This is a genomic window from Aeromonas sp. Marseille-Q5825 (assembly GCF_946892685.1).
Classification (GTDB): Bacteria; Pseudomonadota; Gammaproteobacteria; order Enterobacterales; family Aeromonadaceae; genus Aeromonas; species Aeromonas rivipollensis.
In genome coordinates, this window is sequence record NZ_CAMPOU010000006.1 from 125,888 (window position 1) to 138,852 (window position 12,965).

At 65.2% G+C, this 12,965-nt stretch carries 12 protein-coding genes; 4 read left to right on the forward strand and 8 right to left on the reverse strand.

Features of this window, described 5'->3' with window-relative positions:
- Positions 1-214 precede the first annotated feature (214 nt).
- Entirely contained in the window at positions 215-1,135 is a 921-nt protein-coding gene (locus OC537_RS15480; protein WP_262113318.1) for a LysR family transcriptional regulator, read from the reverse strand.
- Positions 1,136-1,321: 186 nt separating this feature from the next.
- Here OC537_RS15480 and OC537_RS15485 point away from each other — a divergent pair, with 186 nt between their 5' ends.
- The gene (locus tag OC537_RS15485) at positions 1,322-2,710 is read left to right on the forward strand and encodes an MFS transporter (protein WP_262112574.1); all 1,389 of its coding nucleotides are present in this window, start codon (positions 1,322-1,324) and stop codon (positions 2,708-2,710) included.
- A 68-nt stretch (positions 2,711-2,778) separates the two neighbouring features.
- Here the strand turns inward: OC537_RS15485 and hslU are convergent, their stop codons facing one another.
- From hslU to argS, 4 genes are all read right to left on the reverse strand, one after another.
- A complete protein-coding gene (gene hslU / locus OC537_RS15490; protein ID WP_005328414.1) occupies positions 2,779-4,107 on the reverse strand; it encodes an HslU--HslV peptidase ATPase subunit in 1,329 nt (442 codons plus the stop codon).
- A gap of 68 nt (positions 4,108-4,175) precedes the next feature.
- Positions 4,176-4,709, reverse strand: coding sequence for an ATP-dependent protease subunit HslV (gene hslV, locus OC537_RS15495; RefSeq protein WP_025328697.1), 534 nt, complete (start codon positions 4,707-4,709; stop codon positions 4,176-4,178).
- A 187-nt stretch (positions 4,710-4,896) separates the two neighbouring features.
- The gene (locus OC537_RS15500; protein ID WP_106885511.1) at positions 4,897-5,736 is read right to left on the reverse strand and encodes an SPOR domain-containing protein; all 840 of its coding nucleotides are present in this window, start codon (positions 5,734-5,736) and stop codon (positions 4,897-4,899) included.
- Positions 5,737-5,739: 3 nt separating this feature from the next.
- Positions 5,740-7,485, reverse strand: coding sequence for an arginine--tRNA ligase (argS, locus tag OC537_RS15505; RefSeq protein WP_262112577.1), 1,746 nt, complete (start codon positions 7,483-7,485; stop codon positions 5,740-5,742).
- 314 nt (positions 7,486-7,799) lie between these two features.
- On the opposite strand from argS, the gene OC537_RS15510 reads away from it, so the two are divergent.
- The 3 genes from OC537_RS15510 to OC537_RS15520 all read left to right on the forward strand — a co-directional run bounded on the left by OC537_RS15510 (position 7,800) and on the right by OC537_RS15520 (position 9,718).
- Positions 7,800-8,366, forward strand: a complete 567-nt coding sequence (locus OC537_RS15510; protein WP_262112579.1) for an LON peptidase substrate-binding domain-containing protein — start codon at positions 7,800-7,802, stop codon at positions 8,364-8,366.
- 124 nt (positions 8,367-8,490) lie between these two features.
- Entirely contained in the window at positions 8,491-9,060 is a 570-nt protein-coding gene (locus OC537_RS15515; RefSeq protein ID WP_025328693.1) for a sigma-70 family RNA polymerase sigma factor, read from the forward strand.
- The gene (locus tag OC537_RS15520; protein WP_111910876.1) at positions 9,053-9,718 is read left to right on the forward strand and encodes a ChrR family anti-sigma-E factor; all 666 of its coding nucleotides are present in this window, start codon (positions 9,053-9,055) and stop codon (positions 9,716-9,718) included. Before OC537_RS15515 ends, OC537_RS15520 begins: the two co-directional genes overlap by 8 nt.
- Positions 9,719-9,782: 64 nt before the next feature.
- Here the strand turns inward: OC537_RS15520 and bacA are convergent, their stop codons facing one another.
- The 3 genes from bacA to OC537_RS15535 all read right to left on the reverse strand — a co-directional run bounded on the left by bacA (position 9,783) and on the right by OC537_RS15535 (position 12,943).
- Positions 9,783-10,598, reverse strand: a complete 816-nt coding sequence (gene bacA / locus OC537_RS15525; protein ID WP_106885514.1) for an undecaprenyl-diphosphate phosphatase — start codon at positions 10,596-10,598, stop codon at positions 9,783-9,785.
- A gap of 226 nt (positions 10,599-10,824) precedes the next feature.
- Entirely contained in the window at positions 10,825-11,820 is a 996-nt protein-coding gene (locus tag OC537_RS15530; protein WP_262113320.1) for an aldo/keto reductase, read from the reverse strand.
- Positions 11,821-11,950: 130 nt separating this feature from the next.
- Positions 11,951-12,943, reverse strand: a complete 993-nt coding sequence (locus tag OC537_RS15535) for a galactose-1-epimerase (protein WP_262112584.1) — start codon at positions 12,941-12,943, stop codon at positions 11,951-11,953.
- Between the last annotated feature and the right edge of the window lie 22 nt (positions 12,944-12,965).

The window sequence follows — 12,965 nt, forward strand, 5'->3', positions numbered from 1 at the left end:
GCTGCACAGATTTTGATCTAAATTATACGCTCGTATAAACTCGAGGGAAGAGGGCGGGTAGATCTTTTTTTTGAACAAGAGGCGGGCGGTGCATCACTGCTCTGCGTGAAGGAGGGAAAAGGCGGGTGCAGCGGGCCGGAGCCCTCGGGATCCCGGGCGGCCGCACCGTGCTCCCCGAGCGGCCGGGAGGTGGATGTGCCTGCCGCCGGGGGGATCAGCTGTCCCTGATGTCCACTCCATAGGGGGCCTGGGCGCAGGTCTCGCGGATGAGGGTGCGCAGCCAGCGGTGAGCCGGGTCGGCGTCCTGACTGGGGTGCCAGATCAGGGCGACCCTGATCCCTGCCAGCGGGAAGGGCAGGGGCAGGGTCACCAGATCGGCGTGCAGGGCGGCGCAGTGCCGCTCGGGCACCGTCGCCACCAGGTCGCTGCCTCGCACCAGCGCCAGGGCAGTGGCAAAGCCGGGGACCAGGGTCGCCACCTCGCGGGCCAGCCCGAGGTGCGCCAGGGCCTCGTCTATGGGGCCCTGCTCCAGCCCGCGCCGTGACACCAGTATGTGGCGGGCGGCGGCATAGCGGGGGGCGGTCAGGGTACCCTCGCACAGGGGGTGGCCCGGACGCACCACGGCGACGAAGTGGTCCTGAAACAGCGCCTGGGTGCGCAGCTCGGGCGCCGTCTCTGCACCTATGACGCCGGTTTCGAAATCCAGCTCGCCGCTGCGCAGGGGGTGGCTCTCCTTGTCGGGCTTGGCCAGAAAGTGCAGCCTGACCCCGGGGGCCTCGGCGGCGAGCCGGGCCAGCAGGGCAGGGCCGACCGCCTCCACGAAGCCGTCGCTGGATCTCAGGCGGAAGGTGCGCACCAGCCGTGCCGGGTCTATCTCCTGCTGGGGGCGCAGCACGGCATGCGCCTCCTGCACCAGCTGGCTGACCTGGGCGCGCAGGGCCAGTGCACGCGGCGTGGGCACCAGACCCCGGCCCGCCCTGACCAGCAGGGGGTCACCCGTGGTCTCCCGCAGCCTGGCCAGGGCCCGGCTCATGGCGGAGGGGCTCAAGGAGAGTCGTCTGGCGGCACCGGCCACGCTGCCCTCGTCCAGCAGGGCATCCAGGGTCAGCAGCAGATTGAAGTCGGGGGTATTCATGGCATTGCCCTCGCCGAGCCGGGGATCCCGGGTGATGACCCATGACGGTCGGTTGGCTTCATCATACGCGAAAACCCCTCTCTTCATATGGCGTCTCGTGCAGCTATAAACTGCAAGTCGTGCGTCTTCCGCCAACTCATGCCCCCCGCTAGCCTTGTGGCATCATCCTCTGCCGGAGACAGTGCCATGTCAGAACCCAAGCCCCTCCCGACCCCTGCCGCTCGCCGTCTCGGCCTGCTGGCACTCGGCCTCGCCACCCTGCTGCCCATGTTGGGGGGTAGCCTGGCCAACATGGTGCTGCCCGCCCTGGGGCAGGCCTTTGCGGTGCCCTTTGCCAGCCTGCAATGGGTGCTAGTGGCCTATCTGCTGGGGATCACCTGCCTGACTGTGGTGGCCGGCCGACTGGGGGACAGGTTCGGTCGGCGTCGCCTGCTGCTCCTGGGGCTGGGGCTCTTTGCGCTGGCCTCGTTGCTGTGTGCCCTGGCGCCGACCATAGGCTGGCTGATCGCGGCCCGTGCCCTGCAGGGGGTCGCTGCGGCCTGCATGCTCTCCCTGGCGCTGGCCATGGTGGGCCAGCTGGTGCCGCCAGCGCGGCGGGGCTGGGGCATGGGGCTGCTCGGTACCCTGTCGGCCTGCGGCACTGCGCTCGGCCCCTCCTTTGGCGGCCTGCTGACGGCCGGCTTTGGCTGGCAGGCCCCCTTCCTGCTGCTGGTGCCCCTCAGCCTGCTGGCGCTGGGCTGTGCCCGGCTCGGTCTGCCTCGGGACGGCTCCTCGCCACAAAAAGAGGAGATGAACCTCGCGAGCCTGTCACTGCTGGTGGCGGCCCTGCTCTGCTACGGCCTGGCGCTGACTCTGGGGGGCGCCCTGGCCCTCTGGTGGGGGGCGGGGGCCCTGCTGGTCACTGCCTGGTTCGTTCGCCGCGAGCGCCGCGCCCCTGTGCCCCTGTTGCCGCTGGCGCTGCGGGGGGCCCCGGGGCTTGGCAACGGCCTTGTCGCCAGCGCCCTGGTGGCCAGCGTCATGGTGCTGACCCTGCTCATAGGCCCCTTCTACCTGAGGGGGGTCTTCGGTCTCAGTCTCGGGACTGTCGGCCTGATGATATCGGGTGGGCCCCTGCTGGCAGCCCTGACGGGAATGCCCGCTGGCTGGCTGGTGGACAGGCTGGGTGCGCGGCAGGTGGTCCGGTTGGGATTGGCAGTCATGGGGACTGCGGCCCTCGGTCTGGCCGGGGCGGCGGGGCAGTTCGGCCCGCTCGGCTACCTGCTGCCCATACTGCTGCTGACAGCCGGTTATGCCCTGTTCCAGACCGCCAACAACAGTGCCGTGGTGGGTGGGGCGAGTGAGCAGACCCGTGGCGCCGTGGCCGGTCTGCTGACCCTGTCGCGCAATCTGGGCCAGCTGACCGGGGTGGCCGGGCTCGGCGGCCTGTTCGCCGCCCTGGTGGGAGAGCAGGGCCTGACCATGGCCAGCGATCTGGTGTTCGGCACCCGGGCCCTCTTCGCCCTGAGCGCCCTGCTGATTGGCCTGGCGCTCTGGCTGGTGGGTCGCCGCCGGGAGGGGATGCTGGTCAGCGCCTGAGCCTGAGCAGAAACGCATACAAAAACGCCTCCGCGGAGGGAGGCGTTTTTTATCGGGAGGGGGCGCGCTTACAGAATGTAGCGGCTCAGATCCTCGTCCTCGATCAGGGCGCCGAGGTGGGCGTTGACGTAGTCGGTGTCGATGACGAAGGTCTCGCCGGACTTCTCGGAGGCGTCGTAGGAGATGTCTTCCATCAGCCGCTCCATCACTGTGTGCAGACGGCGGGCACCTATGTTCTCGGTGCGCTCGTTGACCTGCCAGGCCGCCTCGGCCAGACGGCGGATACCGTCCTGGGTGAACTCGATCTTGACCCCTTCGGTGGCCATCAGCGCCTGGTACTGATCGGTCAGGGAGGCGTTCGGCTCGGTCAGGATCCGCTCGAAGTCATGGGTAGTCAGTGCGGTCAGCTCGACCCGGATCGGCAGGCGACCCTGCAGCTCGGGGATGAGGTCCGACGGACGGGCCACCTGGAAGGCGCCGGAGGCGACGAACAGTATGTGGTCTGTCTTGACCATGCCGTGCTTGGTGTTGACGGTGCAACCCTCGACCAGCGGCAGCAGGTCGCGCTGCACCCCTTCACGGGATACATCGGGGCCCGAGCTCTCGCCGCGCTTGCAGATCTTGTCGATCTCGTCGAGGAAGACGATGCCGTTGTTCTCGACCGCGGCAATGGCTTTCTGCTTCAGCTCTTCCGGGTTGACCAGGCGGGCCGCTTCCTCTTCGATCAGCGCCTTCATGGCCTCCTTGACCTTGATCTTGCGCTTCTTCTTCTGCTGCTGGCCCAGGTTCTGGAACAGCCCCTGCAGCTGGTTGGCCATCTCTTCCATGCCCGGCGGGGTCATGATGTCGACGCCCATGGGGGTGGCGGCCAGATCCAGCTCTATCTCCTTGTCATCCAGCTGACCTTCCCGCAGTTTCTTGCGGAAGATCTGGCGGGTGTTGGAGTTGTCGGCCTTCTCCTCCTCGCCCCAGCTGTTGCGCGGGTTCGGCAGCAGGGCGTCGAGGATGCGCTCCTCGGCGGCTTCCTCGGCGCGGTATTTCATCTTCTCCATCTCGGTCTCGCGCACCAGCTTGATGGCGACATCGGTGAGATCGCGGATGATGCTGTCCACTTCCTTGCCAACATAGCCCACTTCGGTGAACTTGGTCGCTTCCACCTTGATGAAGGGGGCGTTGGCGAGCTTGGCCAGACGACGGGCGATCTCGGTCTTGCCAACCCCGGTCGGGCCTATCATCAGGATGTTTTTCGGGGTCACTTCATGGCGCATCTCTTCGCTGAGCTGCATCCGGCGCCAGCGGTTGCGCAGGGCCACGGCCACCGCACGCTTGGCATCGGCCTGACCGATGATGTGTCTGTCCAGCTCGTGGACTATTTCTCTCGGGGTCATCTCGGACATGATGGAGTTCCTGTATCCGGGGCGGGCAGGGCCCACCCCTTGGAGAATGAGTTGGCTGACGGGCGCCCTTACTTGGCGCTGTAGTCCAGCACTTCGATGGTGTGGTTGCCGTTGGTGAAGACGCAGATGTCGCCCGCAATCTTGAGGGACTTCTCGACTATGGTCCTGGCATCCAGATCGGTGTTTTCCAGCAGGGCGATGGCGGCGGACTGGGCGAAGTTGCCGCCGCTGCCGATGGCGATCAGGTCATGCTCCGGCTGCACCACGTCACCGTTGCCGGTGATGATGAAGGATTTGTGCTCGTCGGCCACGGCCAGCAGGGCCTCGAGGCGGCGCAGGGCGCGATCGGTGCGCCAGTCCTTGGCCAGCGCCACGGCGGCGCGTTCCAGGTTGCCCTGATGGGCCTGCAGTTTGGCTTCGAAGCGCTCGAGCAGGGTGAAGGCGTCGGCGGTGCCGCCGGCAAAACCTGCCAGCACCTTGCCGTTGTAGAGACGATGAACCTTGCGGGCGTTGCCCTTCATGACGGTGTTGCCGAGGGAGACCTGGCCATCACCGCCGATCACGACCTGGCCGTTGCGGCGGACGGAAACTATGGTAGTCACTTTACTTACCTCGCTTGAGCCGAATGACGGCCGGACTGTGCATGGCAAGAAAGATGGGGATGGCAAACCGGCTTTTCAAGCCTGCCTGTTGTCGGGAGAAAGGGGGAGGCCATGCCGGCGAGGGAGAGGGGAGTCGAAAGGAGAAGGGCCGGGGTTGTCCCCCGGCCCTTCTTGATTGGCTGTGCGGCTAGCCTTTCTTGGGAATGCAGCCGCTGATGCCGGAGCTCTGCAGCTTGCGGTTGGCCGCATCGACGGCCGCCTTGCCGCTGAAGGGGCCCACCATCACCTTGTAGACGGTGCCATTGGCGCCATTGACCACCTGCAGGCTGGAGGAGAGGCCGGCGCCGAAGGCGATGCGTGCCTTGAGCGATTCGGCGGAATCCTGCGAGCGCAGGGCGGCACACTGCATCATGTAACGACCGCCGTCGGCTGCCGCCGTCTGGGTCGCCGCCTTGGCCTTGGCGGCCTCGGCGCGTTCCCGCTCCAGTTCGGCACGGATCTCCCGCTCCATCCGCTCACGCTCGGCCTTCTGGTCGATCACCTGCTCTTGGGCGCTGGCGACCGGGGCACCGGTGGCCGGCTTGGTCGGTTGCACCGGCTGCGGCTGGAAGGGCTTCACCTGACCTAGGGGGGTCCCCGGTTGGGGGATCTCGGTCGGTACCGGCTGCGGCAGCTTCTCGGGTTGCAGGGTGAGGGTCTCGGCAGGCGGAGGCGGCAGCACGCCCGGCTGGGGCGGCGGCTCTATGATGTCCACCTGCTTGTTCTCCAGCCGCTCTATGTAGCTCCACTTCTCCTGGGGCAGGGTATTGCCCTGTGCCTTGGGTTTGTTGGCCTTCACCTGCTCTTCTATGGTGGGGGCATCAGCCCCCTTGCCGTTGATCAGGTAAAGGAAGGCGCCAAAGCCGACGACCAGGGCCCCGGCCAGCAGTGCCGGGATAACAGGAAAGCGGCGAGGTGCCGCTTTCTTGATGTTACGACCACCGGCCCGTCGTCTCGGGCTGTTGCCGACGTAATCCCGGGTCGCCATCTATTACATGCGCTCCAGGGTGTGGATGCCCAGCACGCCCAGGCCCAGCTTGAGCACCTTGGCGGTGGCGGCGCACAGCAGCAGGCGGCTGTTGCGGGTCGCTTCGTCCACGCCGTCCTTGTTGATCGGGCAGGCTTCGTAGAAGGTCATGAAGTTGCCGGACAGCTCGTACAGATAGGTGCACAGCAGGTGCGGCATGCCCTTGTCCGCCACGCCGTTGACCGCGTCGGAGAACTGGATCAGCTTCTGGGCCAGCACCTCTTCCGCCTCTTCGTTTAGGGTCACGTGGCCGGTCAGGGCCTCGGCATCTATGTTCGCCTTGCGGAAGATGGACTGGATGCGGGTGTAGGCGTACTGCAGGTAAGGGGCAGTGTTGCCTTCAAACGACAGCATCATGTCCCAGTCGAAGATGTAGTCTGTGGTGCGGTTCTTGGAGAGATCCGCATACTTGACTGCGCCCATGGCGATGGCGTGCACCACCTTGGCCTTGTCTTCTGCGCTGAGATCGCTGTTGCGGCTCTCCAGCAGGGCACTGGCGCGCTCTTCGGCTTCGTTCAGCAGATCGACCAGCTTGACGGTGCCGCCGGAGCGGGTCTTGTAGGGGCGGCCGTCCTTGCCCAGCATCATGCCGAAGGCGTGGTGCTCAAGCGGCACGGATTCCGGCACATAGCCCGCCTTGCGGGTGATGGTCCAGGCCTGCATCAGGTGCTGGTGCTGACGGGAGTCGATGAAGTACATGACACGGTCGGCGCCCAGGCTCTCGTAACGGTACTTGGCACAGGCGATGTCGGTGGTGGTGTAGAGGAAGCCGCCATCGCTCTTCTGGATGATGACGCCCATGGGCTCGCCATCCTTGTTCTTGAACTCGTCGAGGAAGACCACGGTCGCCCCTTCGCTCTCGACCGCCAGGCCCTTGGCCTTCAGGTCGGTGACGATAGTGGGCAGCATGTCGTTGTACATGGACTCGCCCATTATGTCCTTGTTGGACAGGGAGATGTTCAGGCGATCGTAGTTGCGCTGGTTCTGCTCCATGGTCATGTCGACCAGCTTCTTCCACATGGTGCGGCAGTACTCATCGCCACCCTGCAGCTTGACCACGTAGTTGCGCGCGCGCTCGGCGAAGGCTTCGTCTTCGTCGTAGTGACGCTTGGCCTGGGTGTAGAAGGCTTCCAGGTCCTTGAGCTCCATGTCGGAGGCGTGCTCGTTGGCCATCTTCTCCAGGTAGGCGATCAGCATGCCGAACTGGGTGCCCCAGTCGCCGATGTGGTTGGCACGCACTACCTTGTGGCCGAGGAACTCCAGGGCGCGGGCGGCGACGTCACCGAGGACTGTGCTGCGGATGTGGTGCACCGCCATCTCTTTGGCCACGTTGGGGGCGGAGTAGTCCACCACCACGGTTTGCGGGGTCGGCAGCTTCACGTTGGCGTTGGCACTGGTCACCATGGCTTCCACCTGACCGGCCAGCCAGCTCGGGTCGAAGAAGAAGTTGATGAAGCCGGGACCGGCGATCTCGACCTTGGCGATCAGATCGGAGGCGGGCAGGTGCTCTATGATGGCAGCGGCCAGCTCACGGGGGTTCTTGCGGGCCGGTTTGGCCAGCAGCATGGCCAGGTTGGTGGCCAGGTCGCCGTGAGCCTTCTCCTTGCATCGGTCTACTTGCACCCGGGCTTCCAGGTCGGCCGGCAAGACGCCTGCGGACTTGAGATTGGCTACCGTTTGTTCAAGTAGATGATGAATATGCTCTTTCATAACTGACCACCGAGGTTGCGCGTCGAAAAATGACTGACTGGATAAGGGCGTGAATTTTACCCGCATCGGGCCGAGAAAACTATAGGAATGGCCCGACCCCCTTGGGGTGGCGGATATTTCACTGCGTTTTTCACCACATTGCAGAATATTGATTTGAATAAGTGGTGGTTATCCATTTCTACTGCATATCGAAGCGGCTTGTCCAGGCTATTTTCCCCTGATTGTTAAGGGGTTATTTATTCCAATTTGGTCTGAATGATCCCGCACCGTCCGGCGGTCGTATCCTTAGAGGAAGTCGCTAGAGGACGATCCCGATGACACTGGTGCTGTTTCCACTCTCCGCCCACCTGCTGCCCGGCGGCATCATGCCGCTGCGCATCTTCGAGCCCAAGTATCAGCGCATGATAGCCGAGGTGCGGGAGCGGGAGTTTGCGCTCTGCATGCTGGACCCCCGCCAGCCCGACGCCATGCGTAACATGTATCCCATCGCCACCCGGGTGCGGATCATCGATTTCGATCTGCTGCCGGACGGCCTGCTCGGCATCACAGTGCTCGGGGTGGAGCGGGTCAGGATAGTCGATCTGTGGCAGGAGCCAGACGGCCTGCGGGTCGGCGAGGTGGAGCCGCTGCCCCCCTGGCAGAGCGGCCGGCTCAAGGCCGACCAGCACACCCTGGCCAAGGCGCTGCAGGATGTGTTCAACGACTACCCGGAATACGCGGCCCTCTACCCCGAGCCCGACTGGGACGACGCCAGCTGGGTGGCCCAGCGCTGGCTGGAGGTACTGCCCATCCCGGTGGAGCAGAAGCAGTGGCTGGTCGCGGCCAAGGATAACCAGCCCGCCCTCTCCCTGCTGAGCGGCCTGCTGGTCGCGAGCCACTGAATTCCCGTCCCCGGTGATCCTTTTGCCCCGCCCGTCGTAATGGTGATGACAGCAACACTCAAGGGATGGCGCAATGGCATATACTGGCCAACCACAATCGGCTCCACGCAGGATATCGCCCCCCATGGACAACCCAGATGGCGATCTGACGTCTCTTCTCATTCGGGTGGCCGAACATGGCGACAAGGTCGCCTTCGCCACCCTGTTCCACCACTTCGCGCCGCGCATCCGCAGCTATGGGATGCGCCACCTCGGCAGCGAGGCCAACGCCCTCGAGCTGGTGCAGGAGACCATGCTGCTGGTGTGGCAGAAGGCGCGGCTCTATCACCCCGAGAAGGGGGCGCCGACCACCTGGATCTACACCGTCATGCGCAACCAGAGTTTCGACATGTTGCGGCGCCGTCGCGCCAGCAAGGAGGATCTCTGCGCCGAGGAGCTGTGGCCCCTGCTGGAGTTCAGGGCGGAAGAGGAGCACCTGAGCGGCGGGGAGGACGCCGTGCTGACCCGCCAGATGGCAGATTACCTCGCCACTCTGCCGGAGCCGCAACAACAGGTGGTGCGCGGCATCTATCTGCAGGAGTTTTCCCAGCAGGAGCTGGCCGACAGGCTAGGCGTCCCGCTCGGGACCATCAAGTCCCGCCTCCGGCTGGCATTACAGAAACTGAAAGAGCAAGTGGAGCAAGGCCATGATTAAGACCCATCCGACCGAACTCATGTTGCGCGCCTTCGCCGCCGACGAGTTGCCCCTGCCGCTGGCCGTCGGTGTCTCCGCCCATTGCGAGCTCTGCCCCGAGTGTGCCGCCCAGGTACAGACCCTTGAGGCTGAGCTGGCGAACCAGCTCCTGGCGCCGGCCGCGCCGGACCAGGGGCTGCCGGCCGGGCTCGACGCCATGCTGGCGGAGATACTGCAACAGCCCGTGGCGACCGTGGCTGAGCTAGCGCAGCAGGTGCGGCCGGCCCCCGAGTTGCGAGTCGCGGGCCAATCCTACCGGCTGCCACGGGTGCTGGCCCGCCACCATGCGCCCAAGTGGCGCCATGTGGGCGCCATTCGCCAGCACAGCCTGCCGCTCGACGAGATGGGGGCTCGCGCCAGCCTGCTCCATATCGAGGCCGGTGGCCGCATCCCCGAGCATACCCACAAGGGCTATGAGCTGACCCTGCTGCTGGCGGGTAACATGCAGGAGGGGGACATCTGTTATCAGGCAGGGGACTTCATCTGGCGCGATGCCAGTCACGCCCACAGCCCGCACACCCCGGACGGTTGCCTCTGCTACACGGTGCAGGACGCACCCGTCCACTTCACCAAGGGGCTGTCGCGGCTGCTCAACGGCATCAGCCATCGCCTCTATTGAGTGCGGGCAGCAATAGAAAAAGGGACCTTAACGGTCCCTTTATTCATCAGGCAATCCCTCGGGATCAGGCCACAAATACCAGGTAGACGGCGAAGGCCACCACGAAGCGGTAGATGGCGAACGGGATGAAGTCGAGGCGACGGATCAGCGCCAGGAAGGTCTTGATGGCGACCATGGCGACCGCGAAGGCGGTGACGAAGCCCACCGCAAACATGGGGAAGTCGGCCATGGAGAGGAAGTCGCGGCTCTTGTAGAGGTCCAGTCCGCTGGCCGCCATCATCATGGGCACCGCCATGATGAAGGAGAATTCGGCCGCCGCATGGCGGCTGATGCCCATCAGCATGCCGCCGCTGATGGTGGCGCCGGAGCGGGAGAAACCGGGCCAGAGCGCCAGGCACTGGAACAGACCTATGCCGAACGCCTGCTTGTAGCTGATGTCGTCCAGGGTCTCGGCGGTGACGGCTGGGCGGAACTTCTCGGCGATGATGAGCAGTATGCCGCCGGCCACCAGGGCATACATCACGGTTTCAGGGCCAAACAGATGGGCCTTGATCCAGCTGTGGATGGCCAGCCCGATGAGCACGGCGGGCAGCATGCCGAGGATGATGTGCACCAGGGAGAGGGTGGCATGCCCAGGTGCCGGTTTCTGACCGAAATGGATGCCGATGAGGCCGAACAGCCGGCGCCAGAACATGACGACCACAGCCAGGATGGAGCCCAGCTGGATCACCACCTCGAAGGTGGCGGCCTTGGGGCCTTCGAAACCGAGCAGGTGGCCGACGATGATCATGTGGCCGGTGGAGGAAACGGGCAGAAACTCGGTCAGGCCTTCCACTATGCCCAGCACGAAGGCCACAAACAGGGCGTAGGATTCGGTCATGGTACAGATCTCTTGGTTGATGGGTCCGGATAAAATCAGCCCCGATCAGGGTCGGGGCGGCCAATGATGGCGGAAAATCACGCGGGCAACCAGAGATTATTGGAAGGGACAGTCGAACCCGCTAGGTGCCGCGCGGCCGGGGTCGTCTGTCTGCGGGCGGCGCGGGGCAGGGGCCGGCAGTCCCCTGGTTCCGTCATCTTCTGACATGGTCAGCGGCATAGGCCCGTCATGCCAGCACCGCCAGGATCTGCTGCTGCAGCGCCTCGTCCAGTGGCGGCATGGCCAGGGCCTCGACCGCGCTCACTATCTGCTGCGGGCTGCTGGCACCGATCAGGGCGCAGCTCACCACGGGATCGCGAAGCACCCACTGCAATGCCAGCTGTGACAGGGGTTGACCCCTTTGCTGCGCCAGGGCATGGAGGGCGCGGATGCGGGCCAGCTTGTCCGCGGTGATCTGGTCTGGCTGGAGGAAGGGGCTGGCGCTGGCGGCGCGGGAGTCCGCCGGGATCCCCTCCAGGTAGCGATCGCTCAGCAGGCCCCCCGCCAGGGGCGAGAAGGCGACTACCCCTACCCCCTGCTCGCGGCAGACCGGCAGCGTCTCGGCCTCGATGTCGCGCTGGAACAGGGAGTACTTGAGCTGGTTGACCAGGCAGGGGGTGCCGAGTTCGGCCAGCCGGGTCGCCGCCCTGGCGGCAAGCTCGGCCGGGTAGTTGGAGAGGCCCACATAGAGCGCCTTGCCCTGGCGCACCATGAGCGCCAGTGCCTGGCAGGTCTCCTCCAGCGGGGTGCGGGGATCCGGCCTGTGGTGATAGAAGATGTCCACATAGTCGAGCCCGAGCCGGCGCAGACTCTGGTGCAGGCTGGCAAACAGGTACTTGGCGCTGCCGCCATCGCCGTAGGGGCCGTCCCACATCACATAACCCGCCTTGCTGGCGATGATGAGCTCGTCTCTGTAGGGGGCCAGACTGCGCTTGAGCACGCCGCCGAAGGTGGTCTCGGCGGAGCCCGGCGGCGGCCCGTAGTTGTTGGCGAGATCGAAGTGGGTGATCCCCAGATCGAAGGCCTGATGCACCATGGCCTTCACCCTGGCGGGATCGCTCCCGGCGCCGAAGTTGTGCCAGAGCCCGAGGCCTATGCCGGGCAGGCGCAGGCCGTGGCGACCGGCGGCTCTATAGGGCTGGCGCTGGTAACGATCCGGCGCGGCGAGGTAGTGATCATCCATGTTCATCAAGACTCCTGAGTTGGCTCGGTGGACTGTCGTCAGCAAGAGAGGGTTGAAGAACCCCATCCCTCCCCTTCATAAGGGACGTCATAGCGCCTCCCCCTTTGAAGGGGGAGATCGGTAGGAGGTCTTAGCCTGCGGGGATCAGGCGGTAACGGGTCTGGTGGTGATACAGCTGGCCCGGCAGCAGCCAGGGGTCGCCGAGCTCGGGCCGGTTCGGGCTGTCCGGCAGCTGTTGCGCCTCCAGGCAGAAACCGTCGTAATCCCGGTATGGCCGACCGCTGCGGTCCAGCGTGCTGGCCAACCAGTTGCCGGTGTAGAACTGCAGGGAGGGTTGATTGGTATGGACCTCCATCACCAGCTGCTTATCCCCTGAGACCACCCGTGCCGCCCACGCCTGTTCGGGGCCGTTCAGCAGAAAGGCGTGGTCAAAGCCCTTGGCCTGCTGCTGTTGGGGGTGACTCAGCCAATCCTGGCCTATGGGGCGTTCGGTACGCAGATCGAAGGGGCCCTCCACCGGCGTGATGGCGAGCGGCAAACCGCTCTGGTCGGTGGGCAGGAAGCGATCGGCATTGATGCTGATGGCATGATTGCGAATATCAGAGCGCAGATCGCTGCCGCCCTGGTGGCCATCGAGATTGAAGTAGGCGTGGCTGGTGAGGCTGACCGGGGTCGGCGCGTCCGTGCTGGCCCTGAAGTCGACCACCAGATCCTGCTGCTCCAGCCGATACTCCAGGGTCACCCGAAGGTTGCCGGGGAAGCCCTGATCTCCCGCCCTTGAGAGCAGGGCCAGCCTGACCCTGTCCGCCTCCCGCACCTTGATCTGCCAGGGCTGACGATGGAATCCGACCCGTCCGCCGTGCAGGCAATGGGGGGCCTGATTGGCGTCCAGGGACCAGCGTTCGTCCCCTCGCACCAGCTCGGCGGCGCCGATGCGGTTGGCAAAGCGCCCCGCCACCGCCCCCAGCCACACCTGCTGGGTGGCATAGGCTTCATCGGCGCAGCCCAGCAACACTTCACGGCGCACGCCGGCCACCGGCAGGCTGAGGGAGGTGAGGGTGGCGCCAAATTCGAGGCCGCGCAGGCGCAGCCCCTCCTCGTTTTCCAGTTCGAATGTCTTCATGGTTTGCCCGTTTCTATGGTCA